We start from the raw sequence: 23,980 nt of genomic DNA, 5'->3' as shown, positions 1-23,980 counted from the left end.
TCCCCAAGCATGCGGCGAAGAGCGGTATTGGCTGCGGCGGTATTGGCTGCGGCCTTGACAGTGGCGGCCCCCGCCGGGGCGGACCCGGTCTCCTGTGACGATCCGTCGTGTGTGCCGGGCCTGACCACGGGTGTGGTTCTGGGGCAGCCGTGTCAGGACACCGCCTACTTCGTCTTCGGAACGGCCGTCGCGGGGCCATCTATCCAGCCGGACAGGTTGGTGTTCTGCGGGTCGCCGCGTCGCTACGAGCCGCGATACTTCCGGTCCCCGTCGATGGCGGGCATCAAAGAACTGGGTTCAAGCTGCGCCGGATACGAGAACTGGGTGGCGCAGGCCCCTGACGGACTGTTTCTCAGCTGTCAGTCGAAGAACGGCGCCCCGCGATGGAGCCGCGGTGATGGCTAGGACGGTGCTGTTGGCAGTGCTCATCGCCGCTGGCTTCCTCGCTGTGCCGGCGCACGCGGATCCACCCGCGCCGCACGAAGTCGTCTACACCGTGAGCGCCGAATCTCCGGTGACTGCAGACATCTACTACCGGGACACCGATCCGCCGACATGGGCCGACTACAGTCACAACCCCTACCAATTCAGTCCCAAAGTGCGGGTGGAAGTGGGCCCTGGAACGCCCTGGGTGCTGCACGCGACGCTGGTGGACCCGCAGCGGTGGGCGATGGTGACGGCCAGCAGTGGCCGTGCGCCGGGAGAACCCAGATTCCGATGTGAGCTGAAGGTGGACGGGGCTGTGGTCGCCACCGCCGACGGCCCGAAGGGCGCACTGTGCGCGTTGCGTCACTGGTGATCAACCGCCGCCGGCGGTCCGGGCCTGTTGTAACACGGCCCACTGGATGGGAAGCTGCCCCGATAACGCGGCCGGCCGGTTTTAGGGTGCCGTCGTCGGCCGTTGCCGGTCCGACCCGGCGATGAAGGGAAACCGGTGGGCGCTATGGGGAAGACCGTGATCATGCGGGGTGGGGTTGAGTCCCCCGCACCGCACCCGGCAGTCGATTCTGGTGAATCGACTGCCGAGGACGTCGTCGCACTTGTGGAACAGGCCGAAGCCGAGGCTGCCGCGGCAGAGGCCGTGGCAGCCCAAGCGCGGGCCCGCGCTATCCGATTGCAGCAGCATGCGCACACTCCCGACTCGGTCTCTGAGGTCGTGCCTCGCCCAGCGTCGCGCGCCGAGGCCGCTGCCGTGGAAGGTAATCCGTCGTGGCGTACGCGCACCCGAGCTCGCCTTTCTGGACGCCGGTGGGGACAGCTGGCCACCGCCGGCATCGTGCTGTGTGCGTGCGTCCTGCTCGCGGCCAGCGCGTGGATGCTCAGATCTCAGCGGACGGCGCAGGCGGACGAGCGTAACCGTGCTGAGTTCGTCGCCGCGGCGCGCCAGGCCGTGGTGACCTTGATGTCGATTGACTTCAATGATCCCCAGGGCAGCGTGCAGCGAATCGTCGACAACTCGACAGGTCCCTTCCGCGATGAATTCCTGGACGCTGCAGACGACTTCACTAGAGTTGCCAAGGATGCCAAGGTGACCACCAAAGCCACGGCGATGGCCGCCGCGGTCGAATCGATGAGCCCGGACTCCGCTGTTGTCCTGGTGTCGGCCTCGTCCACAGTGACCAACGCCGCTGGCGCCGACGAATCCCCCCGAAGGTGGCGTCTGACCGTCGACCTGCGGCGGGAAGGAGGCCAGATCAAGATGTCAAAAGTGGAGTTCGTACCGTGACCGTTGACGAAGCCCCCGTTGCCCAATCCGCCGAGGAATCCAACAGTCGGGCACACGCCGACGAGTTGCTCGGCGCGCACGATCACATGGACACCAAGGTGTCGGCCCCCGGAGCGGTCGGCCGGCTCAAGGCAGTGCTCACCCCACGCCGCAAACAGCTTGTCCTCGGTCTCGTCCTGGCGGTGGCAGCACTGCTGGCGACGGTGGTCTATGTGACCACCTACCGTCCTATACAGCAGTCCGGTGATGCGGCCGGCGACGCGGCCGTTCGCGCCGCATCATCGGCGACGGTGGCGTTGCTGTCGTATGCACCCGAGACTCTCGATCAGGACATCGAACGGTCCCGGGGTCTGATGTCCGGTGACTTCCTGACCTACTACAGCAAGTTCACCAGCGATGTCGTCGCACCGGCCGTACGCACCAAGGGGATCAAGGCAGCCGCACAGGTGGTGAACGCGGGCCTGATGGAGATCCGGTCGAACGACGCAAAGGTTCTGGTGTTCCTCAATCAGGAGACGGTCAGCCGTGATCGTCCAGAGCCAGCGCTCACCGCCAGCAGCGTGGTGGTGAGCCTGGCCAAAGTCGATGCAAAATGGTTGATTTCGGCGCTTGACCCGGTTTGAGTCGGCAGTCAGGCCTTGGGTTTCGGCCTGATGAAGATCCCGGCGGCATGAACTGTGACACGGCCCTGCGGATCGACGAGATGCCCTTCGGCGAACGTTTTGCGGCCGTCTTCGTGCTCCACCCAGGATTCCGCCCGTAATTTGCCCAGTGGAGTCGGTGCGACGTAGCGAAGAGTCAGGGTGCCGGTGAAGGCGGGCTGTCCGGGCCGATGGGCGGTCGCGCCCAGCAGGTGATCGAGTACTAGCGCGCACATGCCACCGTGTACTTGTCCGGGCGGACCCTCGTACGCAGCACCGAGAACCAGATCCGTTGCCATTCTGCCGGTGTCGTCGCGTTGAATCCTCAGCGGAGGGGCGATCGCATTCCGCCGGCCTGTCGCCACGTTGCCCCACGGCCGGTATCGGCCATCGCCGGTGCTGGGAAGACTGCCAGTGTTGAAGCCGTGCCGGGCCCCGAGCAGTCTGGTGGCTTCGTCGATCAGCGCGTGTGCCCGGCGGACGTCGGCCTCAGCGGCGTCGCTGCGAATCGTGACGTCGATGAGTTCACGCAAAGACTGCGTCAACGATTCGTAAACGGTGGCCGAGTGCCGCGCGTCTTCTGGCGGGATCGGCTCGTTCAGCACCGGTCCTCCCGTGCCGCCATGTCCAGCGCAGCAAGATGACTGAACAGCATCGAGGCCCCGATCGGGTTGCCCCCGCCGGGGTAGGTGGTTCCGCTGACAGCGGCCATGGTGTTTCCGGCGGCGTAGAGCCCGGGTATGACGGAACCGTCAGCGGTCAGCACCCGAGCGCAAGCGTCGGTTCGTAACCCGCCCTTGGTGCCCAGATCCGAGACGCCGAACGCGGCGGCGTGATACGGAGGTGTGTCGATGGGGACCAGCGGGGAGGTGCCCTCGGTGAACACTCGATCGTAGGCTTCGTTTCCTCGACCGAAGTCGTCATCCACACCGGCCGCTGCCTGTTTGTTGAATCGCTCGATCGTCGCCGTCAGGGGTGCGCCCGGAACGCCGATGGCCTCGGCGAGATCGTGGAGAGTGTCCGCTGTATGCCATAGGCCGGCTCGGTGGTACTCGTCGGTGTTGACCATCGACACGTTGGTGGCGCCGACCGGTGGAACACCGTCGGTCCGGTTGTCGTAGACCATCCAGAACGGCAAGGACGTCTTGCCGGAGTCGAGCTGTGCCAGCACATCCCGCCCGAGTCGGTCGTAGGGGGCGGATTCGTTGACGAATCGGTGGCCGTCGTGGTTGACGAAGATGCCTCCGGTGAACCAGAGCGCGAATGCCGCCCGTCCGTCGGGGTGAATCATCCCCGGTGACCACCATGCCTGATCCATCAGATCGACATCGGCTCCGACCGCGATGGCGGCCCGGTGCGCGGCACCGAGATTCCCCGGTGCGCCCATGGTGTCGCGTGCGCTACCAGGCACGCGGTACTGCGCACGCATGGCCGCGTTTTGTTCGAAACCTCCTGCGGCCAGCAGCACCCCGCGCGTGGCCCCAACCCTTAAGGCCTTGCCGTCGTGCTCGACCACGGCCCCCACCACGTTGCCGTCGTCGACAATCAGCTCGGTGAGCGGGGCATTACGCCAGCAGCTCGCGTTCGGCAGTTTGTCGAGCGCGGCCAGGAAACGTCCGACCAGTGCGCGACCGCCGGTAAGCAGTTGCGGGGCCGGGGTGCTCAGGCGTTCGGCATCGAGGGGCCCGCGCACCGACCCGCGGTAGCTGCCGAGTTCTTGATCGGGCAGCGGCACCGGGACCGTGTGGCGGTAGCCGTCTCCGCGGGCGCCGGGAACGGACCCGTAGTAGTCCGGCCAGGGGAAAGCCACGAATTCGAATCCCGGGTCCTGCTCCAGGTATTCGATCAATCCCGAACCCCCGCGAACGTAGGCTTCCTGGAGGTCGTGCGGAGTGCGGTCGCCGACGACTGTATGGAAGTAGCGCAGCGCGGCATCGAGCGTGTCGTCGGTGCCTGCGCGTTGCAGCGCGGGGTTGCACGGGTACCAGACGCCGCCGCCACCGGAGTACGCGGTGGTGCCGCCGAACCGGTCGGTGGCCTCCACTAGCAGTACCGAAAGGCGTTCGCGCGCCGCGGTATAGGCGCCAGCCATACCGCCGCCTGAGCCGGCGACGATCACATCGAACTCAGCGTCGAAGTCAGACATGGCAGGCTCCATCAAATCCGCCGTATCCGCCGCGGTAGAACAACAGTGGGCTCCGTTCCTCGTGGGCGTGCAGCGCGGTTACACGTGCCACCACGATGGTGTGGTCGCCGGCTGCGTGTTCGAATTCCACGTCAGCTTCGATCGAAGCCAGAGTTCCCTGCAGCGCGGGAGCCCCGTTAGCACCCGGCAACCAGCTCACCCCAGAGAACTTGTCACTTCCACGGGCGGCGAACTGTGCGCACACGTCCTGCTGGTAGTCGGACAGGACGTTGACACACAGCGTGCCGACATCCCGGATCCGGGGCCAGCTGCTTGATGTGTTGGCGGGGCAGAAAGAGATATACGGCGGATCCAGTGACACCGATGTCACCGACTGGCAGGTAAAACCGAGCGGGCGCTTTCCGTCGTGAGCCGTGATGACGGCGACCCCGGTGCAGAAGTGCCCCAGAACGCGGCGCATCTCCGGGGGGAGCGGTGCTCGCAGTTGACCGGTCGGGGTACTGGTGACGTTGTCGGGCATGCCTCTCCTTGCACTGGCGAAACTTCTCTGCTTGCTACCGTCGGCTCCGAGGGCCTCTCGGCGCAACGCAGGTTCCCGATCAGCGGTAGTTGCAGTCTTTCCGGGGTTCCGGAGGTTGTTAGCCTGGTTCAGTGAGCGAAGCCACCGACAATGTTCCCGACGGGCTGAACGTGTCACCCACCGGATGGGCGTTGCTGGGAATGCTGTCGGGCGGGGACGAGCTGTCCGGCTACGACATCAAGAAGTGGTTCAATTGGACGGTCCGGTTCTTCTACTCCAGTCCGGCGTACAGCCAGATCTATTCGGAGTTGAAGCGGCTCGAACAGCAGGGACTGGTCACCTCACGCGTCGACGCCGGTGTGCGCAGCCGGCGGATGTACCGGATCACCGACCAGGGCATGGCCGCCGTGACGCGGTGGGCCAACGACGAGCCGGTAGAGCCGCCTACGCTCAAGCACAACCCGGTGTTACGGGTTATTTTCGGGCACCTGATGAATCCCGGCCGGCTGCGAGAGGTGCTCACCGCGCACGTCGCCCACGTCGAGGAGATGCACCGGGCCGCGGCGGCCGAGGCTCGCTGGGCCGGCGACGAGCCGGCTTGGGCGTACGCGCGATTGGCGTTGCAGTGGTCTGAGGACTATTACGCGGCCGAGCGGGAGCTGGCGTTGCGGATGATCAAAGACCTCGACGAGGTCGACGAGACATTCGCCAAAGGTACCGAAGACGGTACCAAGTTCCCGGTGCGGGACTACTGGTATGAGGTCGAACGCCGTCTCGCCGCGGAAGACGACCAGGCGTAAGGACACGGGCGGCCGGACTCAGTCGAGTTTGCCGGCCGCGTGCAGCGCTGCGATGTAGCCGAACACCAGTCCCTGCCCGATGGTGGCACCAGCGCCCGGATAGCTCGCGCCGAAGGTGTTGGCGGCGGTGTTACCGATCGCGTAGAGCCCGTCGATGGCCGACCCGTCCTCGCGCAGCACCTGCCCGCGGACGTTGGTGCGAAGTCCGCCGCAGGTGCCCAGATCACTGAGAACCACCTTCACGGCATAGAACGGTCCCGAGCCGACGGGACGCAAGTTGGGATTCGGGGCGATCGTCGGGTCACCGTAGTAACGGTCGTATGCACTCGCGCCGCGACCGAAATCCGGATCCACGCCTGCGGCGGCCAACCGGTTGAAGCGATCGAGCGTGGCACCGAAGGTCGACGGATCAACACCAATCGCACGCGCCAATTCCGGCAGATGGTTGGCCCGGTGCGCGATCCCTGCCTCATACCACGCAGTGGGGATCGGCATCCGGGGGAACAATTCTGCGGCCATCACATAGCTGTTGCGGTACTTCTGATCGAAGATCATCCACATTGCCTCGACCGGGTTGCCCGCGCGTTCACGTTCGAGCAGCTGCTGTCCGAATGACATGTAGTCGATGGCTTCGTTGACGAATCGCTGCCCGCTCTGGTCGACGAGAAGGCAACCGGGAAGGGAACGTTCGGCGAGCATCACCGTCGGGTCTCCACCGGGAAGTGGTGCAAAGGCCGGAAACCACCACGCCTGGTCCATCAGCGCGGTACCGGCGTCGCAGGAGTCTTGGGCCAGGCGAATGCCGTCGCCGAGGTTCCCCTCGGCGCCGAGGCTGGCATGCTCGGCGAGCCGCTCAGATTGAAACTTGTGTCGCCAGTCCATCCGGTGGTCGAAACCGCCGGCAGCCAGCACGACGCCGCGCCGGGCCGTAACGGTCACCGCGGTGCCGTTTCGGTCCACCACGGCACCGACAACCCGGCTGCCCTCGACAACCAGATCGGAGACCGGTGAGTCGGTCCACACCGGGATACCGGCGCGCACGACGCCGGCGAACATGCCCGCCGCCAATGCCTGACCCCCCGCGGCGTAGCGCCTGCGTAAAGCGAGCCCCCCGATGCCCTGGAAGGCGCGAAGCAGGATCCGCGGCCACGCCTTTCGGGGAACCCGGACCATCAGGTTGAGCCAACGATAGTCAGCGCCGGTCACCGGCATGGGAAACGACGACTTCATCACGCCGGGACGCAGCCGTGCCAACTCTGGGCCCAGCACGGCGGTGTTGAACGGGCGACATTCGCAGGTCCGCCCGATTGCGCTGCCCCCCGGCTTCTCGGGGTGATAGTCCGAATAGCCCTTGGCCCACTGGAATTTCATCGGAGTGGTGCGCCGCAGCATCTGTACTGTCGGTCCACCGTAGTAGAGGAAGGTGTGTGCCCGCTCGTGAGCCGACGCCTCCCCGATGACCGAGTCGAGATAGGCGCGCCCCGCCGCCAGGGTGTCGTCAGAACCCGACTCGGCAAGTATCGGGTTGGCCGGCATCCAGAACGCGCCACCGGAACGCGCCGTCGACCCCCCGACGTAGGAGGTCTTCTCCACGATCAGCGTGGAAAGCCCTTCCTCGTTCGCGGCCAACGCCGCTGCCATCCCGGTACCGGAGCCAACGACGAGTAGGTCGACAGTGATGTTGTGTGGATCGGTCACCGACTGATTCTGGGGCCAATGGTCACCACATGCGCCCCACTGTGCCCGGTCAGTGGAACGCCACGACGTCCAATGAGTGTGGCGGTGTTACAACAACAACGACTCTCACAAGCGATGAACAGCGAGGATGGCCGGAATGACACCGTCAGAGCACAACTGCTCCGAAGAGGTCCGTGAGATCGAGGCGCAGGCCGCGCCGGCACGGTACGCGCGAGGCTGGCATTGCCTCGGGCTGACCCGTGATCTGGGCGACGGAAAACCGCACTCGATCAACGCCTTCGGCGGCAAGTTGGTGGTCTTCCGCGGCGAGGACGGCAAGATAAATGTCCTGGACGCCTACTGCCGGCACATGGGCGGCGATCTGTCCGACGGCGAGGTCAAGGGTAACGAGATCGCCTGCCCGTTCCACGACTGGCGCTGGGGTGGCGATGGCCGGTGCAAGAAGATTCCCTACAGCCGCAGGGTTCCCAAGCTCGCCCGTACTGCAACCTGGCCGACCATGGAGCAGGACGGAATGCTGTTCGCCTGGAACGACCCGGAGAAGAACGCGCCGCCACCCGATGTGACGATTCCGCGCATCGAAGGTGTCGGGGGCGAACAGTGGACCGATTGGCATTGGTACAGCACGATCGTCAACACGAATTGTCGCGAGATCATCGACAATATCGTTGACATGGCGCACTTCTTCTACATCCACGGCGGACTTCCCACCAGTTTCAAGAACGTGTTCGAGGGTCACGTCGCCACCCAGTACTACAAGAGTGAAGCGCGACCGGACCTCGGCTCCGGTGAGGGAGCCGCGATTCTCGGAACGACATCGGTGGCGTCCTACTACGGCCCCTCGTTCATGATCGACGATCTGACTTACCACTACGAGCACAGCGATCAACGAACGGTTCTGCTCAACTGTCATTACCCGATCGACGCGAATTCGTTTGTCCTGCAATACGGCATCACCGTGGAGAAATCGGAGGGTCTGCCCGACGATGCGGCCATGCAGATGGCCATCGCTCTCGGTGACTTCGTGAAGATGGGCTTCGAGCAGGACGTGGCCATCTGGCGACGCAAAGCACGGATTGACAATCCGCTGCTGTGCGAGGAAGACGGACCCGTCTACCAGGTGCGCCGGTGGTACGAGCAGTTCTACGTCGACGTCGACGATGTCACCAATGACATGGTTGATCGATTCGAGTTCGAGATTGATACCACCCGTCCACGCGAGGCGTGGATGACCGAAGTGCAGGACAACATCGCCGCCAACCGGCTGCCTCGCCTGGTAGGTCTGACGACGTCAGATCATGCGTCCTGACAACCGGTTGAGCGACGCGCCGATGACTCCGGTGATCTGCGGATCGTGCGGCGCGCGGGTGCTGGCCCGCAAGAGCAGCTGGGAGCAGACCAGTGTGCAATGGAACGGCGCTGCCATGGCCAGGTGCCAGGAACGGCAGAGTGTGGGCGAGCATCCCTCGGTCTACGGCGCGGACCTGAGGCCGGGCACCTTCCTGGTGTGTGCACGCCTGCGCGCTTCGATTGAGAAGGCTGTCGGTGCGGGTTCGTTGCCGGTGCTTGACGGGCTCTGATCGCCGCGGATGAAAAGGTCCGGTTTCACCGGGGCGACAGTGTTGCGACAACCATCGTGGCACCCGCACGCACCGCGCGCTTCAATTCAGCGAAGTCACCGCTGGCCACCCAATACATGTAGGCCTGCCGACAGATTTGCACCATCAAGTGGGCGGGCAGCTCCCGGATGAATGGATCATCGCCGAGGTCGTAGCGCGCGCTGAGGAACTCAGAGATCGGCTGCACCAAGCCTTCTCCCCAGTCCAACCACCGGAGGCGATACTGGGGATTAGAGATGATCAACGCCAGAAATTGACGGTCAACCTCGACGTGACCGCGGCGGGGCACCTCGGTGCAGAACGCTTCAACCAGTGTGGCGATGCTGTTGCTGGAGGCGGGCGCGTTACGGAGGACCTCTACGCTTAAGTCGCCGAAACCCCGCAACAGCGGCATGACGACGTCTTCTTTGACCGGAAAATGCCGGTGAAACGTGCGGGGCGCCACTCCGGCCGCATCGCAGATCCGCTCCACCGTCGCCGATGTGTCGCCGTCGGTGAGGAATATGTCGCGTGCGGCCAACGCGATGGACATGCGGAGTTCCTCGCCCCGTCGCTCGGTGAGCGTCAGCTTCCTCACGCACTGCTCCTCTGCTCTGGCGAGTCGCGCATATTCCCAGGTCATCGTAGTCGCAGCGGCGCGAATTCTCCCGTGCGGCCGGTACGCACCCGTCCTCCCACTGAGTGGGATTCGTGCCATCAGCCCGGGTTGCCACACCTACATTGGGAGTGGCAGAAACTGCCACTTATGCAGAATATGCCATTCGGCGGGCGGAGTGCTCACGGCGATCGACGCCCGGTGGCGGTGCGAGCGGTGTTTGCCTGCTCGGCAATCTCGACGAAAGGAATGAGCTCGATGAGCGAAGCGGTTGAAGAGTTGAACTACAACGACTACACCCACGACTTCACGGGCGAAGTCGGCAACATCCATGACTTCTCCAGGGATTTCCTCCTTGGGCTGGCTCGCGTCTTCGAAGACACCCTGAACTTCACGACGTACGCGCACGTCTCCACCTACGCGGAGAAGGTCGGCATCAATGCCGCCATGGACGTCGCCGCCCGTGTATCGCGCGCTGGCTTGCGTCAGGTGATGCCCATGGGCAGATATATCGCGCCGCCAAATTGGGACTGGAAAGACGCCCAGTACCAAGCTATTCCGTTCGACATCCAAACTGAGGACCTCACCAAGCCGGCGTTGCTCCGGCTGATAAGGACTTATTGGGACCAGTACCTCAAGGGGCACAACTACTTCATTGACCAATGGACGAAAATCATCCCCGAAGAGGACGTTTGGCTCGCTCTCCCAGACATGTACCAGATGATCATCGACTACCAGTACCCCAAGCTGTCGAAGGTCCTCAACATCGAACCCGTGCATGTCGTTGACTACCTCAAGATGGCCTGTATGAGTATCGACGGAACCATGGGTTACGGCGGCGAGTACATCGTCATCAACCCGGACTACGTCGTCCTCAACATGCGCCGCTGCGAGGTGATGCAAAGATACATGGACGAAGGGTTGTACCCGCCGGCCCGAGCCTTCATGAACTGCACATTCGAACAGCGGATCTCGGCGCCGTTCTTTCCCGGTTGTAAGCTCGACATCAACATTCCGCCGCCAGACCTCAAATTCAAAGAGGGCGAGCCATTTTGCGTATGGACCTATACGCGCGGTGAAGAGAACCACCGACTTGCTGCAGTGGCGCCTGACCCGCGTGAAGCCGCGATCAAGATCGCCAAAGGCCAGGAGGCGAGAAGGGCGCTGAAGTTGACCAAGGTGCCGGCCGCTCCTGCGTAACCGCTGATGATTACCGTGGTGTGGTCCTGCCGATGAGGCAGGACCACGCCGGAAAGCGGTGCAGCTCAGGCGAACTGGAATGCGCTCAATGGCGCATCTTGCGGATACACCGCAGGACCGCCGAGGTCGTAGCCCGCGTTGAGTGCTCCGATGAACTCGGCGTCGTGCAGTGGCTCGCTCGGGATATCGAGCTTGTAACCCTTCTTGCTCAAGTCATCGACCATCATGTCGATGGCCTTGTCGATCGTCAGATCGTCGGAGTGGTCCATATTTTTCTTGAGCTCGTCGTAGTCCTGGTAGACCTCAGAGGACCAGTGCACCAGGAAGCGGAGTTCATCGGTGTGATGGCGTGCGATGACGTCGTCGCCGTTCTTGAGCACCCAGTGATCGCGGGAATCTGGGTCGCTGGAGAACATCGTGTTGAACGCCAGTCCGGCGGGCACTTGCTGTTCCAGCGGACCGTTTGCCTCGCCCCGATGCACCAGCATCTCGTTCTGCACCACTACACCCCGGTTGTACACCGGCGGCTGAATACGCTTGGGCGCCTTGAGGGGGCCGTCCGGCCAATAGGTAAACCCGCTGGCGTCATCCAAGGAGAACCAGGTGATGACCTGTGCCATCTTGATCAGATAGTCGGTGAACAACCCGGACTTGCCCATCACGCTGACCAGCCAGGTCGGGGCGTTCTCGTAACGGACTCCGCGGAAGCTCGGCGAATCGAGGTGTCCCGGGTCGCGATTGGCGCACGGACCGTTGATGTTGAACAACATCATCTGGGGTTTGGCGTACTTGGCATTCCAGTACGACTTGGCCATGTCCAAGAATCCGGCGTTGTAGAAGCAGTCGTGTAGCTCCGGGTAGAGCACTGTCCCGTGATTTGCCAGAAAGCCGCGAAAGGTGGGCGTCAAGAACAGATCTAGGGTCGGAGTGAATCCCTCCGGAAACTTGCCGCTCATAGTGGCGATGAGTTCCTCCGGGGAAGCGAAGTGCTGCGCAATGATCAAGCTCCATGGCCCGTCCTTGCGGACCACGTCTAGGAGGCGCTCGCGCTGGTCTTCGGTGTAGACATCGGCAATTTCGCGGGGCGGCGAAGCGGGGCGCAGGATGTCGGACAGCTCCATTCGCCGCTCTTCGGTGAACATCACAGGGACTCCTTTTCTGTAGTTCGGCGCTGAACCACACGCCCATTGCTGAGGTTGATTGTGTGCTGCGCCAGCGCTATCCCGAACCCCTGTTGTCCAATCATCGGGACGTCAGTCGGTCCTTAGTTGCAGAGCTGAACCTCGCCTAAAACGGCAACGGATGAGCGAACTTGGCGCGCAGTAACGCCCCGATCTCGGCCATCGCTAGCCGTCCGCGTGCGGTTGCTTCCGATCGCATCAGGAAGCCGTGGTAGATGCCCGGGTAGCGGGTGATTGTGGTCTGTACTCCCGCATCGCGCAGGCGGCCGGCATAGCGCTCGCCCCAATCGGTGATCGGATCGAGTTCAGCGGTGACGACGATCGCCTGGGGCAGGCCGTGCAGGTCGGTGGCGTATGCCGGGACACGACGGACGTCATGGGGGGAACCCGCCCCGAGGTCGGCAAGTTCGTGCAGGTAGACGATGTCGTCGTGCGTCAGCATCGGGGCCTCTGGCTGGCCGACTATCGATGTCGCGGCCATGTCCCGGTCCACGCCCGGATACATCAGAACCTGAGCGAAAATTGCCGGGCCACCGTGGTCACGCACCGCCAAGGCAACGGCTGCGGCGACACCGCCGCCGGCGCTGTCTCCGGAGATGACCAGCCTGTGCCTGTCCAGGTTCAGATCGGCTGCGTGGGCAGCGGTCCACTCGGTGGCTGCCATCGCGTCCTCGAACTGTGCGGGCGGGGGGTTCTCCGGGGCCAGTCGATATTCGACAGCCACCACCACTGCACCGCTCGCGGCTGCCATCGCCCGGGCCATCGGCTCGAATGAGTGATTGGAGCCCATGACCAGTCCACCGCCATGGAGGTGGACGATCACCGGCGACGGCTGCTTGTCGAACTGCGGACGGTAGATCCGCAGCGGAATCGGGCCGCCCGGCCCAGCGGCCTCGGCGTCGATGATCTCGGCCATTTCCGGCATATCGGGGGGCAAGGGCGCGGATTCCAGAGCCACGCGTACCACGTCGAGGCCGCGTTCTCGAATCGGCGTCGGCGGGCCGAATGCCGCAACCCTGGCGGCGGCGTCGGGATCTAGCGCGCGGATGTGCGGCCCGTTCACAGCTTGGCTCCTAGTGTTTGGCGGGATCGAAGCGACGCCTGTCCCGCAACGATGGTGGCACCAGGGTGCGTAGCACTTCGGCACGCTCGGCCATCGCCGAACGCACGTACTCAGGCTGCGTCAGCACGTAGAACGCGCCGCGGGCGGACTGCTCGAAAATCATTGCGGCGGCTTCGATCGGCTCCATCGCCTCCGCTTTGATCGCCAACATCGCTTCACGTTGTGAGTCGGCGGCATCGACGTCCACGCCGGCGAGGTCAGCGCTCACGCCGCCTGCCGCCTCGAAGATGTTGGACTTCACCGCGCCGGGCAATACCGCCTGGACACGAATGCGGTCATCATGACCGGCCAACTGGACTTCTAGGCGCAGACACTCGGTCAGAGCCAGGACCGCGTGTTTGCTGACGATGTAGGGGGTCTGCAGCGGAACGGTCGCGACACCGCCGATCGAAGACAGGTTCCAGATCCATGCCGGTCCGCTGGCCGCAATCATCCTGGGTAGAAAGGCCCGGACACCGTGGAAGACCCCGCTGACGTTGATGTCCATCACCCGGTTCCAGTTGGCGACCGGGGTATCCCACAGATAGCCGAACTGCTCTACGCCGGCATTGTTGACCAGCAGCCGTACCGGTCCGACGTCGCGATAGGTGCGTTCCGCCAGGGCCGCCACCGCTTCGGGGTCGCGGACGTCGCAGGCTAGGTCGACGGCAGCGCCGCCGTCGGCGACGATCTCGTCGCGCAATGCTGCAACGGCAGCGCCGTCGATATCGGCAAGGACTACAGACATCCCCAGGCGGTGAGCGTGACGGGCCAGGCCGGCGCCAATACCGGCGCCGGCTCCGGTGATGACGGCGACTCCGCCACCGAAGATGTCGCGTGCATTCAAGGGACCGGTGCCCACTGGGTCAGGTGTTCGCCGAGGCGTTCTCGGCGCCGGGAAGCCCGCTGCCGACCAATGGTTCGGAGTTCGTGACATCGAGGATGACCGACATCTTGGTGAACTCAAGCCCGCTGGGACTGCTGCCCCCACGGCGAACGCCGACCTCCGTGACTCCGCTGGACACCGCGAATGGAACGAAGTTGGTGACCTGGTTGACGAAGATGTAGAAGCGCGCGTAGGTGACGTCGCCATCGTGGTGGGTGATGTGCAGGTTGGTGGTGTGGTGACGCAGGGGGTATGGACTAGCGTCGCGATGTTCGATGAGCCACGGCACAACCTTCGCCGCACCGGTCAGGTCAGCGGCGAGGGATTCTTCGAAGGGGCACGCGCCGGAGTCACTTCGGCTGAGGTAGGTGGCATCCGCGGCGAAAGCGGCGCCCATCTTCGGGTAGTCAGCCTCGTCGTAGTGGTACCAGAACTCGCCGATGAAGTTCTGCAGCTCGGTCAGCGAGATGGTGTTGTCAGTGCTCACGGAACATGTCTCCCAAGTTTGGCGTGCGGAAACCAGTGCTCCTTGAAGTCAACCGCCGATCGGCCGGCTGCGGCACAGTGGTAACCGGTCAGTGGAACATCGGGTCAGTCGGCTATCAGGTTCCACAGACCGGACGACCCGGCGGCCAGCGCAGCACGCGTCACCTCCTCGTCCCAATGTCGGACAGATCCGAACTCCGAACGCCAGGCCAGTGCGGCACGGGTGTACTCGTGCAGCCGGTGTTCGACGGTGGTACCGATGGCGCCGAAGATCTGGTGGCCGTTTCGGACCACGACGGACGTGGCGTGACCGGCGCAGGATCGCGCCACGGCGACCAGGAATCCCAAGCCTGGTGCCGACCAGTCGCTGCCGACCGCCGCTGCCAGGGCAGCTTCGCTGGCCGCGCGCGCGAGAGCGGATTCCGCGGCGATATCGGAGATCAGGTGCTGGATAGCCTGGAACTTCGACAAGGGTCGGCCGAATTGAATTCGTGCCGTGGCGAACTCGACTGACAGCTCTAGGATACTGTCCAAAGCCGCGCAGACCTGGATCGCGCGCACCAACGCCGACTTCAATCGCAGTTGCGCAACCAGCTCGGTGGAGATCGTTGACCCGCTCAGCGCGGCGATCTTGGCAGTGACGGTGTCGCGAGGCTCACCGATAATGTTGGCGCCCGGGGTGATTCGCAGACACTTGGAATCCGCATCGGCCATCAGGTAGCCCGGTCCGTCGTGCCAGAGCACCACGATCCGGTCGGCCGTCGACGCCCACGGCACTGCGGTTGCAGTGCCGGTCTCATCGAGGATGCAGACGGTGCGAGCGGCTCCGTCGACCTGGGCGCCGACGGCTTCGAGCAGCCAGCATGCCAATAAATCATGTTCGGCCAACGGAGCGCGTACACCGTGGCGAACCGCCGCGGTGATCAGCTCAGCGGCCTCATACCAGCCCGCACCGCTTCCCCCGGAGTGTTCCGAACCCGACAGCCGGACCAGTCCCAATTGGTCCAGGTTCGACCATAAACCGGTGTCGCGAGTGATTTGTGCGCTGCGAGGATGAGTTTCGCGGTGTTCCGACAACACCGCGTCCATCATCTTGACCAGGTCGAGATCGATAGCGGTGTCCCTGGCTTGAGTGTTGGTCATCGTAGCCCCAATCCGCGCGCGATCACGCCGCGCAGCACCTCGTTCGTGCCGCCACGCAGCGTGAAGCCGGGACGTTGATCCACCGCAGACCGGATCAGTTCCTGGTACTGGGAGCCGCTGGTTGAATCGTCACCGGTGTGTAGGTCGGTGAAGTCGGCGATGTCGCCTTCGGTAGTCGTGCCGAGCACCTTGACTACAGCGGCTGCGACGTCGGCGGGCTCACGTCGTTCCAGTGCTCCGGCGACGGCAGTGGACATCCGGTGCAACCCCGCGACCCTGGCCACCAGACGGCCCAGATCGGCATCGCGGCGGATCGCCTTGCTGGCCATACCTTCCGCGGAAGCGGCCAGCAGAGGGAAGGTGGAGAGTAGTCGCTCGGGCCCGCTCCTCTCGAAGCTCAGTTCGGAGGTGACTTGGTGCCACCCTTCGCCGATACCACCGAACACCATGGTGTCAGGTACGAATACGTCGTCGAGGATGACTTCGTTGAAGTGGTGGCCGCCGTTCATCGAGATGATGGGACGTACTTCGACGCCGGGATCCTCAAGCCGCACGATGAACTGGCTGAGTCCGGCGTGTCGGTCGGCGGGATCGACCGGCGCGTTGCGAGCAAGCACGATGAATGCGTGGGCCCGGTGTGCTCCCGAGGTCCATACTTTCGTCCCCGTCAAGTTCCAACCGCCGTCGGCCTGCACCGCACGGGTCCGGACGCTGGCGAGATCCGAGCCGGAGTCTGGCTCGCTCATGCCGATACCGAAGAAACACTCACCGGCCGTGATCTTCGGTAGGAACTCTCGCTTCTGCGCTTCGGTACCGTACTTCAGCAGTGCCGGTACGATCTGCCGATCGGCGATCCAGTGTGCGGCCACCGGCGCACCGGCTGCCAGCAGCTCCTCGGTGACGACGAATCGCTCTAGGAATGAACGTTCATGGCCGCCATACTCTTTCGGTACAGTCATGCCCAACCAACCCCGGGAAGCCAGCGACTTGGTGAAGTCCTCGTCCCAGCCGCACAGCCAGGCATCCACCGCCGGGGTGAAACTGCCTGCTGCGAGCTGTTCGGCGACAAATGCCCGGACTTCCGCTCGTAGCGCCGCGGTTTCCGCTGACTCCGGGGTCGCCGCGGGGACGAGGCGGGGCAGTGCCATCAGACGCTCCGCCATTTGGAGATCCGTCGCTCATGCTCGGCGTCGCCATGCGCCAGCGGCTGCATGGCTGCGGCCATGGCCAGCGTGGATTCCAGCAAGCCGGTCCGCGATTCTTGCAGTAAGCGCTTGGCCATCCGCAGCGCATGCGGCGGATTCTTGACTATCCGCTCCGCGAGTTCTCTGGCTGCGGTGATGAGTTCGTCGTGGGGGACCACTCTGCTGACCAGCCCCCAAGAGTGCGCGGTCGCCGCGTCGATGCGATCTCCGGTCAGTGTCATCTCGGCGGCCCGTTCATAGCCGATCGCCCGTTGTAGAAACCAGCTGCCGCCATCGCCGGGTATGAGGCCGATCTGTACGAAACTCTCGGCGAAGGAGGCACGTTCGGAGGCGATTCGAATATCGCACATCGTGGCCAGATCGAAGCCCGCGCCAATCGCCGCGCCGTTGACCGCCGCGATGATCGGAACCTCCAGGCGAGCCAGTGCTCGTGGCAGGCGCTGTATTCCGTCGACGTAGGCGTAACGCTGCTCAATCGCTTCCAAGCCGAACATGCCCTCACGGTTGGCCATGTCCTTGACGTTGCCGCCGGCAGAGAAGATCTTTCCCTCACCGGTGAGGATCACCGCCCTGACATTGGTATCAGAATTGGCGGCCCCGACTGCGTCCTCGAAGGCGGTGATGAAGTCCTGGTCGGTGATGGCATTGCCGAGGTGGGGCAGGTTGATGGTCCAAAGCTGCACGGCGCCTTCGGAGGTGATGGCCAACGGCCCGGCGGTCACGCTCATGATTGGAGTACCTCGATTCTTGCTGGGGCGCGGTGTGGGGAAGTGCCGGGTTAGGGCAGCTGCAGCGACTTGATCTGCAGGTACTCCTCAAACCCGATACGGCCCAGTTCGCGCCCAATCCCGGACTTCTTGTAGCCCCCGAAGGGTGCTGCGGGGTTGTACCTTCCGCCGTTGATGTCGAGTTGACCGGACTCTACCTGGCGGGCAAATGCGATCGCGGTGTCGTCGTCGGCCGCCCAAACGGCACCGGATAGGCCGTAGGGCGTCCCGTTGGCGATGCGCAGCGCCTCGTCGGTGTCGCGGAATGGAATGACGGCCAGCACCGGCCCGAACACCTCCTCTTGGCCCAGTTCGGAGTCCGGGTGGACGTCGGCAAAGACCGTGGGGGCGACGTAGTAGCCCACCTCGCGCAGCTTCTGGCTGCCCCCGGTCACCAGCCGGGCGCCGTCGCGCGGCGCGCGCTCGATAAAGCCGAGCACCGATTGGTACTGAGATTCCGAGGCCGATGGACCGAGCCGTGTGCCCGAGTCCCAAGGGTCCCCGACTGTGTACTTCGAAACCGCAGCCGCCACTAGCTCCAATGCTTCGCTGTAGCGGGACAGCGGCACGAGCATCCGGGTCCACGCCATGCACGTCTGGCCGCCGTTGAGGAAGGCATTCCCGACACCCACCTTGATGGCGGTGGCGAAGTCGGCGCCGTCGAGGATCACGTTGGCGGATTTGCCACCGAGTTCCAGAGCCACCTTCTTGATGGATTTGCCGGCCAGTTCCCCGACTCGGCTTCCGACGGAGGTGGAGCCGGTGAACGAGACGAAGTCCACATCGGGGTGGCTCGACAGTTGCTCGCCGATGATCCGGCCGGGTCCAGATACCAGATTGACCACCCCCGGAGGCAGGCCCGCGGCCTCCAGGGCGTCAACGAACTCGAACACCGACAAGGGAGCCTCGTTGCTCGGTTTGAGGACGACAGTGCAACCGGCCGCGATGGCGGGCAACACCTTGGCGACCACTTGATACAGCGGGTAGTTCCACGGCGTGATTGCCGCGACCACGCCGTACGGCTCCCGCACCACCAGAGAATTGCCGATCTTCTCCTCGAACTCGAAGGCGGCCAAGGCATTGGCGAACCCACGGGCGACGGCAAGGGGCACCTGGGTCTGTACGCTCTGCGCGATCCGGATCGGGGCGCCCATCTCGCGCGTAATCGTTTCGGCGATATCGGGCAGCCGCTTCTCCATGGCGGTGATCACCGCGTCGAGACGCTCACGCCGCTCGGTGACGCTGATCAGCGGATCGAAAGCAGCGCGGGCTGCGGCGACCGCGGTGTCGACATCGGCTTCGGAACCGCTAGGGACACAACCGCACACCTTCTCCGTTGCCGGGTCGATCACCTCGACTGTTCCCGTGCCGTCGGGGTCGACCCACTGCCCGTCGATGAAGAGCTTGGTGCGCGTGTAGTCGTGGCTATTGCTCATGATTGTCTTCCGCTCATCTGTGGTTCTACGGGACGATGCTGGCCCGGACATCGTGTTTGTCTTCAGCAGCTGCGAAGGCATCGTTGATGTCGTCGAGTGAGTAGCAGGCGGCGGCTAGCCGTTCGAACGGCAACTTGTGCTGATACTCGGCCAGGAAGTCCAGGGCCCGAGACAGTACGGCCGGGTCGTAGAGCGACACCCCGACCATGGTCTTGTTACCGAAGACGAAACGTGACGGATCGAATTCGAAGGACTTGCCGATGTTGATATTGCCGATCTCGACATAACGGCCGAACTGGCCGAGAAGCTTGAGTCCCTCGTCGATCGCCGAAGGGTGGCCGACCACCTCGACCACCACGTCGGCACCCTGCCCGTCAGTCAACTTGCGTACGAGCTGGGCTCGTTCCTTCTCAGTGGTGACCTCGGTGATGTCGATGACAACGTCAGCGCCGAACGCCTTGGCTAGTTCGAGTCGCGCCGGGATGCCGTCTATGGCGATCACCCTGGCCGCGCCACGGGCCTTGGCGACGGCGACGGCATACAGGCCGAGCGCGCCCGCGCCCTGGACCACCACGTTCTCGCCCAATTGCTGGTTGACCCGTTCCAGCCCGTACATCACCTGAGACAGAGCGCAGTTGGCGCCGGCCGCGATCTCGTCGGAAACGGAGTCCGGGACGGTGTAGACCACCGCGCCAGCCGGTAGTAGAAAGTAGTCGCCATAGCCGCCGACGAAGTACGGCGGTTGATCGGCGCGGCCCAGCATCGCCATCTTCAGGTTCAGGCAGGCGTTGCGTCGACCAGCGAGACAGTTGCGGCAGGTGTGGCAGCAGAAGAAGTACGGGAACACCACTCGCGTGCCGACACTGAGCTGCCTGCCGTTGGAATCAGCGGTGACGCCCTCGCCGAGTTCGGCCACCGATCCGACCATTTCGTGGCCGAGAACCGTGGGAAGTTGACCGCCGAGGCCGCGGGTGGCGAAAGTTCCGTGCCAGGCGTGCACGTCGGAACCGCAGATGTTGGCCCGGGTCACTTTGATCAGGATCTGGCCGGGGCAGACTTCGGGGACTGGAACGGTCTCGATTTCGAACGGCTTTCCAGGTTCATCGAACCGAGCGATGCGTCCCGCCTGCCTACTTGGGCTCACAGGTGAATTCCCTTCATCCGAAATAAGATTCGATCTCAGACGACTGCTTCGGTGGTGCCGTCGCAAGCCAGAGCTGGCGCAGTGCCCGTGCCGCAGGCTATCCGTGGCCCGGTCGGCAGCCCACGGTGTTTCCCGCCCAGCGGTCAGTGCAGGCGCGAACCAGATCACAGTGGTGGTTGGCGCGACCACTTGGTCAATCACTGATTGAATCAATGATTGAAGTCTGATCTAATGCTGCTATGACCGGTACCGAGACCTCCACCCGCGAGAATCTGCTGAACGTGACCGAACGACTGCTACTCGAATCCGGCTATGAGGCGGTGTCGGTCCGTGCCGTCTGTGCCGCGGCCGGGGTGAATCCGGCTGCGGTGCACTATCATTTCGGATCAAAAGTGGGGTTGGTGACGGCGCTGTTGGAGGCCCGTTTGGGCCCCCTGTGGGCAGAAGCGCTGCCTGAGGTTTCGGCCGGCTATGTGATGCCTATCGATACCGCAGTCCAGATCGTGGTGAATCCGATTGCGACGCTGGCTGCCGATCCTGCAGGGCGGCTGTACCTGCACTTGTTGGCGCGCCTGCTGTTGGCCCGCAATGAAATCGCCTGGACGAAAAAGTGGTTCACGGTGACACCGTGGGCGCGCATATTGTCCGCCCAGGTGGCTGGATTGAGTGAGCGAGATGCCGCACGCCGGTGGATGATGGCGTTCGAGCTGATCTTCGTGCAGTTCGGTGACCCTCTCGCCGGCGACCGTCGACTGACCGATGGGCAGGTGCACGCGCTGCGGGATTTCATCACCGCGGGGCTCTCCGCGCCGGTGGCGCAGCCGTGAACACCGTGGCTACCGACGTGTTCGGCGAGGCGGCGCTTGGGCCAGTCACGCTGCGGAACCGCGTCATCAAAGCGGCGACATTCGAAGCGCGTACGCCCGGCGGCGCCGTCACCGACGACCTGATCGAGTTCCATCGTGCTCTCGCCGCCGGTGGCGTCGGGATGACAACCCTGGCCTATTGTGCTGTGTCGCCGGAGGGGCGAACCGAACGGGATCAGATCCTCATGACACCGGAGGCAGTCGACGGGCTGCAGCGCTTAACCGATGCCGTCCATGCTGAGGGCGCCGCTGTGTGCGCACAGTTGGGGCACGCCGGTCCGGTTGCGAACGCCCGGTCCAACGGGCTGCCTGCGGTCTCCCCGAGCAGGCTGTTCAGTCCACTCGGGATGGCATCCAGCCGCCGTCCTGATGTCGACGACCTGGCTCGGATCGTCGCCGACCACGCCACAGCGGCGGCCGTGGCGGCTGCGTCCGGCTTCGATGCGGTGGAGCTGCATTTCGGACACAACTATCTCGTCAGCTCATTCTTCAGTCCACTGCTGAACCGGCGGCGCGACGGCTACGGTGGCAACCTCGCCAATCGTGCGCGGTTGGCCCGAGAGATCGCCGTGGCGGTCCGAGCAGCGGTCGGAAATCACGTTGCCGTCATCGCGAAACTGAACATGGAAGACGGTTTTCCCGGTGGCCTGCGCATCGAAGACGGCCTGCAGATCGGTCGATGGTTGCAGGATGACGGTGCGCTGGACGCACTTGAGCTGACGGTGGGTAGCTCGCTGCTCAATCCGATGTACTACTTCCGTGGCCGGGCTCCCCGCGCCGAGTTCGCCGGCGTCTTCCCCCGGCCGTTGAGCTGGCTGTTGGCGACGGTGGGCCGGGGGTTCTTGCGCGAATACCCTTATAAAGAGCTCTATCTGCTTGACCTGGCCCGTCAGTTCCGGTCTGAGCTGACGATCCCGCTGATCCTTCTCGGCGGCATCACCAACCGTCGCAGCATGGATCTGGCCATGAAGGAGGGCTTCGACTTCGTGGCGGTGGCCCGAGCTCTTCTGCGGGACCCGGGCCTGGTGAGGAGGGTCGACGCTGACCCGGAAAGTCGTTCGCTGTGCACGCACTGCAACCGCTGTATGGTGACGATCTTTGATCGGACCCGATGCGTTCTGCGGCCTACCGCAGCGATCGAGCCGCTATCCTCCGGTGGTGATCTCCTCGACGTTGAACCTCTCTCTTAAGAGGCGTTTCAACAGTTTTCCACTCGGGTTCTTGGGTAACGCGTCGACGAAGAACAACTGCTTGGGGGTTTTGAATCCGGCCAGATGAGCCCGGCAGTGCTCGATGAGCTCGTCTTCGGTGACCACGATGCCGTCGCGGACCACCACGGCGGCGACCACCGACTCGACCCAGCGCGGGTGTGGCAGACCGAACACCGCCACTTCCTCGACGCCGGCGTGCCGGTAGATGGCTTCCTCGACTTCGCGACTGGCGACATTCTCGCCACCGGTCTTGATCATGTCCTTCTTACGGTCCACTACGCGTAGTAGGCGGTGGGTGTCGTAGTAGCCGAGGTCGCCGGAGTGGAACCAGCCGCCACGGAAAGCTTCCGCGGTCTTCACCTCGTCGTCGAGGTAGCCGAGCATCAGGTGTGGGCTTCGATGGACGATCTCACCCACCACGCCGGGGCCAACCGGGGTGCCCTCGTCGTCGAGGATCGCCGTCTCCACGTTGATCACCGGTCGGCCCGCCGCTCCGGCGTGTGCGTCTTGGTCTTCTGGTCCCAGAGCCGATGCCAGCGGCGCCATCTCGGTCTGACCGTAGAAGTTCCACAGGCGAAGTTCGGGCAGTCGCTCACGCATCTCGGCCAGGATCTCGGCCGGCATTGCCGAGGCGCCGTAGTATCCCTTGCGCAGGCTGGAGAGGTCCACGGAATCGAAGAGCGGGGACCGCAGCAGCGATATCCACACCGTCGGTGGAGCAAAATAGCTAGTGGCACCGTACTTTTCGATTGTGTGCAGCACCATTTCGGGTTGCGGGCGGGGGAGAATGACGCTGGTAGCACCGAGGTAGAGGGCCGGGATCAAGAAGTTGTCGAGCTGCGCGCAGTGATACAGCGGCAGCGAGTGGACGGTGACGTCGGTGCCCTCCATCGAGCCGGCGATGATCGAGCTGATGTAGTTGCCCATCAGGCTACGAGTCGAGTGCATCGCGCCCTTGGGATGCGCCTCGGTCCCGCTGGTGTACATCAGCCGGATCATCTGATCGTCGGCGACATACGGCGCCGGAGCCGCTGATGAGGTTGCGAGCCAGTGATCGAAGTCATCCCAACCGGGCGGCAGCGTCTGCCCGGGCGGGGTGATCGCCGCGATGGTACGCACGCGCCCACCGAGCTGCATCGCGGCTCGAGCCGTGGGGACCAGATCGGCTTCGACGATCATGCCGGCGGATTGGCTGTGGTCCAGGATGAACGAGATCTCTTCGGCCGTCAGCATGAAGTTGATCGGCACCAGCACGACGGCGGCACGAGCGGTCGCGAACGCCAGCACCGCGTACTGCCAGCAGTTGTGCGCCAGAACCGCGACACGGTCCCCGGGTCCGAAGCCGTTGTCCTGCAACGCCGCAGCGGCACGATCGACCAAGCGCTCGAATTCGGCAAACGTCAGACGGACATCGCCATCGATCACGGCGATGTTGTCCGGTTGTTTGCGGGCTGAACGTCGCGGGATGTCACCCAGCGCGTGACTGCGCGCCGAAGCGAGGACTGCATCGAGCTCGGTCATGCCCGGACTGTAGGCCCGCTGCGCCGGCTGCGGGCAAGCGGCGTCCCGCTCAGTAGACATGGGCCCGGTGGATCGCCTGAGAGGGCC

The 23,980-nt window shown here is 64.1% G+C and carries 25 protein-coding genes; 10 read left to right on the top strand and 15 right to left on the bottom strand.

Annotated elements, in window-relative coordinates; genetic code table 11:
* Positions 1 to 9 precede the first annotated feature (9 nt).
* The 4 genes from ACKY0X_RS19605 (at position 10) to ACKY0X_RS19590 (ending at position 2,349) form a co-directional block, all read left to right on the top strand.
* A complete protein-coding gene (locus ACKY0X_RS19605) occupies positions 10 to 405 on the top strand; it encodes a hypothetical protein (protein WP_225405025.1) in 396 nt (131 codons plus the stop codon).
* Positions 398 to 799, top strand: a complete 402-nt coding sequence (locus ACKY0X_RS19600) for a hypothetical protein (protein WP_225405024.1) — start codon at positions 398 to 400, stop codon at positions 797 to 799. Before ACKY0X_RS19605 ends, ACKY0X_RS19600 begins: the two co-directional genes overlap by 8 nt.
* Positions 800 to 943: 144 nt before the next feature.
* Positions 944 to 1,726: a hypothetical protein gene (locus ACKY0X_RS19595; RefSeq protein WP_409427371.1), complete on the top strand. Its 783-nt coding sequence runs from the start codon at positions 944 to 946 to the stop codon at positions 1,724 to 1,726.
* Positions 1,723 to 2,349: a hypothetical protein gene (locus tag ACKY0X_RS19590; RefSeq protein ID WP_409427370.1), complete on the top strand. Its 627-nt coding sequence runs from the start codon at positions 1,723 to 1,725 to the stop codon at positions 2,347 to 2,349. Before ACKY0X_RS19595 ends, ACKY0X_RS19590 begins: the two co-directional genes overlap by 4 nt.
* 8 nt (positions 2,350 to 2,357) lie before the next feature.
* Here the strand turns inward: ACKY0X_RS19590 and ACKY0X_RS19585 are convergent, their stop codons facing one another.
* From ACKY0X_RS19585 to ACKY0X_RS19575, 3 genes are read right to left on the bottom strand one after another with little or no spacing between them, the layout of a single operon-like run.
* Entirely contained in the window at positions 2,358 to 2,969 is a 612-nt protein-coding gene (locus ACKY0X_RS19585) for a PaaI family thioesterase (protein WP_409429706.1), read from the bottom strand.
* Positions 2,966 to 4,513: an FAD-binding protein gene (locus ACKY0X_RS19580; RefSeq protein ID WP_409427369.1), complete on the bottom strand. Its 1,548-nt coding sequence runs from the start codon at positions 4,511 to 4,513 to the stop codon at positions 2,966 to 2,968. Before ACKY0X_RS19580 ends, ACKY0X_RS19585 begins: the two co-directional genes overlap by 4 nt.
* Positions 4,506 to 5,033, bottom strand: coding sequence for a flavin reductase family protein (locus ACKY0X_RS19575; RefSeq protein ID WP_409427368.1), 528 nt, complete (start codon positions 5,031 to 5,033; stop codon positions 4,506 to 4,508). Before ACKY0X_RS19575 ends, ACKY0X_RS19580 begins: the two co-directional genes overlap by 8 nt.
* 131 nt (positions 5,034 to 5,164) lie before the next feature.
* On the opposite strand from ACKY0X_RS19575, the gene ACKY0X_RS19570 reads away from it, so the two are divergent.
* Positions 5,165 to 5,833 (top strand): PadR family transcriptional regulator, encoded by a 669-nt coding sequence (locus ACKY0X_RS19570; RefSeq protein WP_409427367.1) that lies wholly within the window; start codon positions 5,165 to 5,167, stop codon positions 5,831 to 5,833.
* 18 nt (positions 5,834 to 5,851) lie between these two features.
* On the opposite strand, the gene ACKY0X_RS19565 is transcribed toward ACKY0X_RS19570, so the two are convergent.
* Positions 5,852 to 7,531 carry a 3-ketosteroid-delta-1-dehydrogenase gene (locus ACKY0X_RS19565; RefSeq protein WP_409427366.1) on the bottom strand — a complete coding sequence of 560 codons (1,680 nt, stop codon included), beginning with the start codon at positions 7,529 to 7,531 and terminating at the stop codon, positions 5,852 to 5,854.
* A 127-nt stretch (positions 7,532 to 7,658) separates the two neighbouring features.
* On the opposite strand from ACKY0X_RS19565, the gene ACKY0X_RS19560 reads away from it, so the two are divergent.
* Positions 7,659 to 8,840, top strand: coding sequence for a Rieske 2Fe-2S domain-containing protein (locus ACKY0X_RS19560; protein ID WP_396873724.1), 1,182 nt, complete (start codon positions 7,659 to 7,661; stop codon positions 8,838 to 8,840).
* Positions 8,830 to 9,111 carry a hypothetical protein gene (locus tag ACKY0X_RS19555; RefSeq protein WP_409427365.1) on the top strand — a complete coding sequence of 94 codons (282 nt, stop codon included), beginning with the start codon at positions 8,830 to 8,832 and terminating at the stop codon, positions 9,109 to 9,111. Before ACKY0X_RS19560 ends, ACKY0X_RS19555 begins: the two co-directional genes overlap by 11 nt.
* A 25-nt stretch (positions 9,112 to 9,136) precedes the next feature.
* On the opposite strand, the gene ACKY0X_RS19550 is transcribed toward ACKY0X_RS19555, so the two are convergent.
* Positions 9,137 to 9,727, bottom strand: a complete 591-nt coding sequence (locus ACKY0X_RS19550; RefSeq protein WP_409427364.1) for a TetR/AcrR family transcriptional regulator — start codon at positions 9,725 to 9,727, stop codon at positions 9,137 to 9,139.
* Positions 9,728 to 10,003: 276 nt separating this feature from the next.
* On the opposite strand from ACKY0X_RS19550, the gene ACKY0X_RS19545 reads away from it, so the two are divergent.
* Positions 10,004 to 10,945 carry a hypothetical protein gene (locus ACKY0X_RS19545; protein WP_409427363.1) on the top strand — a complete coding sequence of 314 codons (942 nt, stop codon included), beginning with the start codon at positions 10,004 to 10,006 and terminating at the stop codon, positions 10,943 to 10,945.
* 65 nt (positions 10,946 to 11,010) lie between these two features.
* Here ACKY0X_RS19545 and ACKY0X_RS19540 read toward each other — a convergent pair whose 3' ends face one another.
* The 9 genes from ACKY0X_RS19540 to ACKY0X_RS19500 all read right to left on the bottom strand — a co-directional run bounded on the left by ACKY0X_RS19540 (position 11,011) and on the right by ACKY0X_RS19500 (position 20,295).
* Complete coding sequence (locus ACKY0X_RS19540) at positions 11,011 to 12,087, bottom strand: hypothetical protein (RefSeq protein WP_409429705.1); 1,077 nt, start codon at positions 12,085 to 12,087, stop codon at positions 11,011 to 11,013.
* Positions 12,088 to 12,232: 145 nt separating this feature from the next.
* A complete protein-coding gene (locus ACKY0X_RS19535; protein WP_409427362.1) occupies positions 12,233 to 13,189 on the bottom strand; it encodes an alpha/beta hydrolase fold domain-containing protein in 957 nt (318 codons plus the stop codon).
* A gap of 10 nt (positions 13,190 to 13,199) precedes the next feature.
* On the bottom strand, positions 13,200 to 14,075 hold the full coding sequence (locus ACKY0X_RS19530; protein ID WP_409429704.1) for an SDR family NAD(P)-dependent oxidoreductase: 876 nt from the start codon (positions 14,073 to 14,075) through the stop codon (positions 13,200 to 13,202).
* A 19-nt stretch (positions 14,076 to 14,094) separates the two neighbouring features.
* A complete protein-coding gene (locus ACKY0X_RS19525) occupies positions 14,095 to 14,601 on the bottom strand; it encodes a nuclear transport factor 2 family protein (RefSeq protein WP_225405011.1) in 507 nt (168 codons plus the stop codon).
* A 104-nt stretch (positions 14,602 to 14,705) separates the two neighbouring features.
* Positions 14,706 to 15,743: an acyl-CoA dehydrogenase family protein gene (locus ACKY0X_RS19520; protein ID WP_225405010.1), complete on the bottom strand. Its 1,038-nt coding sequence runs from the start codon at positions 15,741 to 15,743 to the stop codon at positions 14,706 to 14,708.
* A complete protein-coding gene (locus tag ACKY0X_RS19515; RefSeq protein WP_225407827.1) occupies positions 15,740 to 16,891 on the bottom strand; it encodes an acyl-CoA dehydrogenase family protein in 1,152 nt (383 codons plus the stop codon). Before ACKY0X_RS19515 ends, ACKY0X_RS19520 begins: the two co-directional genes overlap by 4 nt.
* On the bottom strand, positions 16,891 to 17,676 hold the full coding sequence (locus tag ACKY0X_RS19510; protein WP_225405009.1) for a crotonase/enoyl-CoA hydratase family protein: 786 nt from the start codon (positions 17,674 to 17,676) through the stop codon (positions 16,891 to 16,893). Before ACKY0X_RS19510 ends, ACKY0X_RS19515 begins: the two co-directional genes overlap by 1 nt.
* Before the next feature lie 50 nt (positions 17,677 to 17,726).
* Positions 17,727 to 19,151: an aldehyde dehydrogenase family protein gene (locus tag ACKY0X_RS19505; RefSeq protein ID WP_225405008.1), complete on the bottom strand. Its 1,425-nt coding sequence runs from the start codon at positions 19,149 to 19,151 to the stop codon at positions 17,727 to 17,729.
* Between the two features lie 25 nt (positions 19,152 to 19,176).
* On the bottom strand, positions 19,177 to 20,295 hold the full coding sequence (locus ACKY0X_RS19500; protein WP_225407826.1) for a zinc-binding dehydrogenase: 1,119 nt from the start codon (positions 20,293 to 20,295) through the stop codon (positions 19,177 to 19,179).
* Positions 20,296 to 20,576: 281 nt separating this feature from the next.
* Here ACKY0X_RS19500 and ACKY0X_RS19495 point away from each other — a divergent pair, with 281 nt between their 5' ends.
* Positions 20,577 to 21,122, top strand: coding sequence for a TetR/AcrR family transcriptional regulator (locus ACKY0X_RS19495; RefSeq protein ID WP_329782003.1), 546 nt, complete (start codon positions 20,577 to 20,579; stop codon positions 21,120 to 21,122).
* A 17-nt stretch (positions 21,123 to 21,139) separates the two neighbouring features.
* Positions 21,140 to 22,351: an NADH:flavin oxidoreductase gene (locus ACKY0X_RS19490; protein WP_409427361.1), complete on the top strand. Its 1,212-nt coding sequence runs from the start codon at positions 21,140 to 21,142 to the stop codon at positions 22,349 to 22,351.
* On the opposite strand, the gene ACKY0X_RS19485 is transcribed toward ACKY0X_RS19490, so the two are convergent.
* Positions 22,307 to 23,893 (bottom strand): acyl-CoA synthetase, encoded by a 1,587-nt coding sequence (locus ACKY0X_RS19485; RefSeq protein WP_225405005.1) that lies wholly within the window; start codon positions 23,891 to 23,893, stop codon positions 22,307 to 22,309. The two genes, ACKY0X_RS19490 and ACKY0X_RS19485, sit on opposite strands and share 45 nt — an antisense overlap.
* Positions 23,894 to 23,980 lie beyond the last annotated feature (87 nt).

The sequence above is a fragment of the Mycobacterium sp. SMC-11 genome (assembly GCF_046250095.1).
GTDB lineage: Bacteria > Actinomycetota > Actinomycetes > Mycobacteriales > Mycobacteriaceae > Mycobacterium > Mycobacterium heraklionense_A.
Note: the sequence above shows the minus strand (reverse complement) of the source record. Positions and strands in the feature narration are given on the sequence as shown.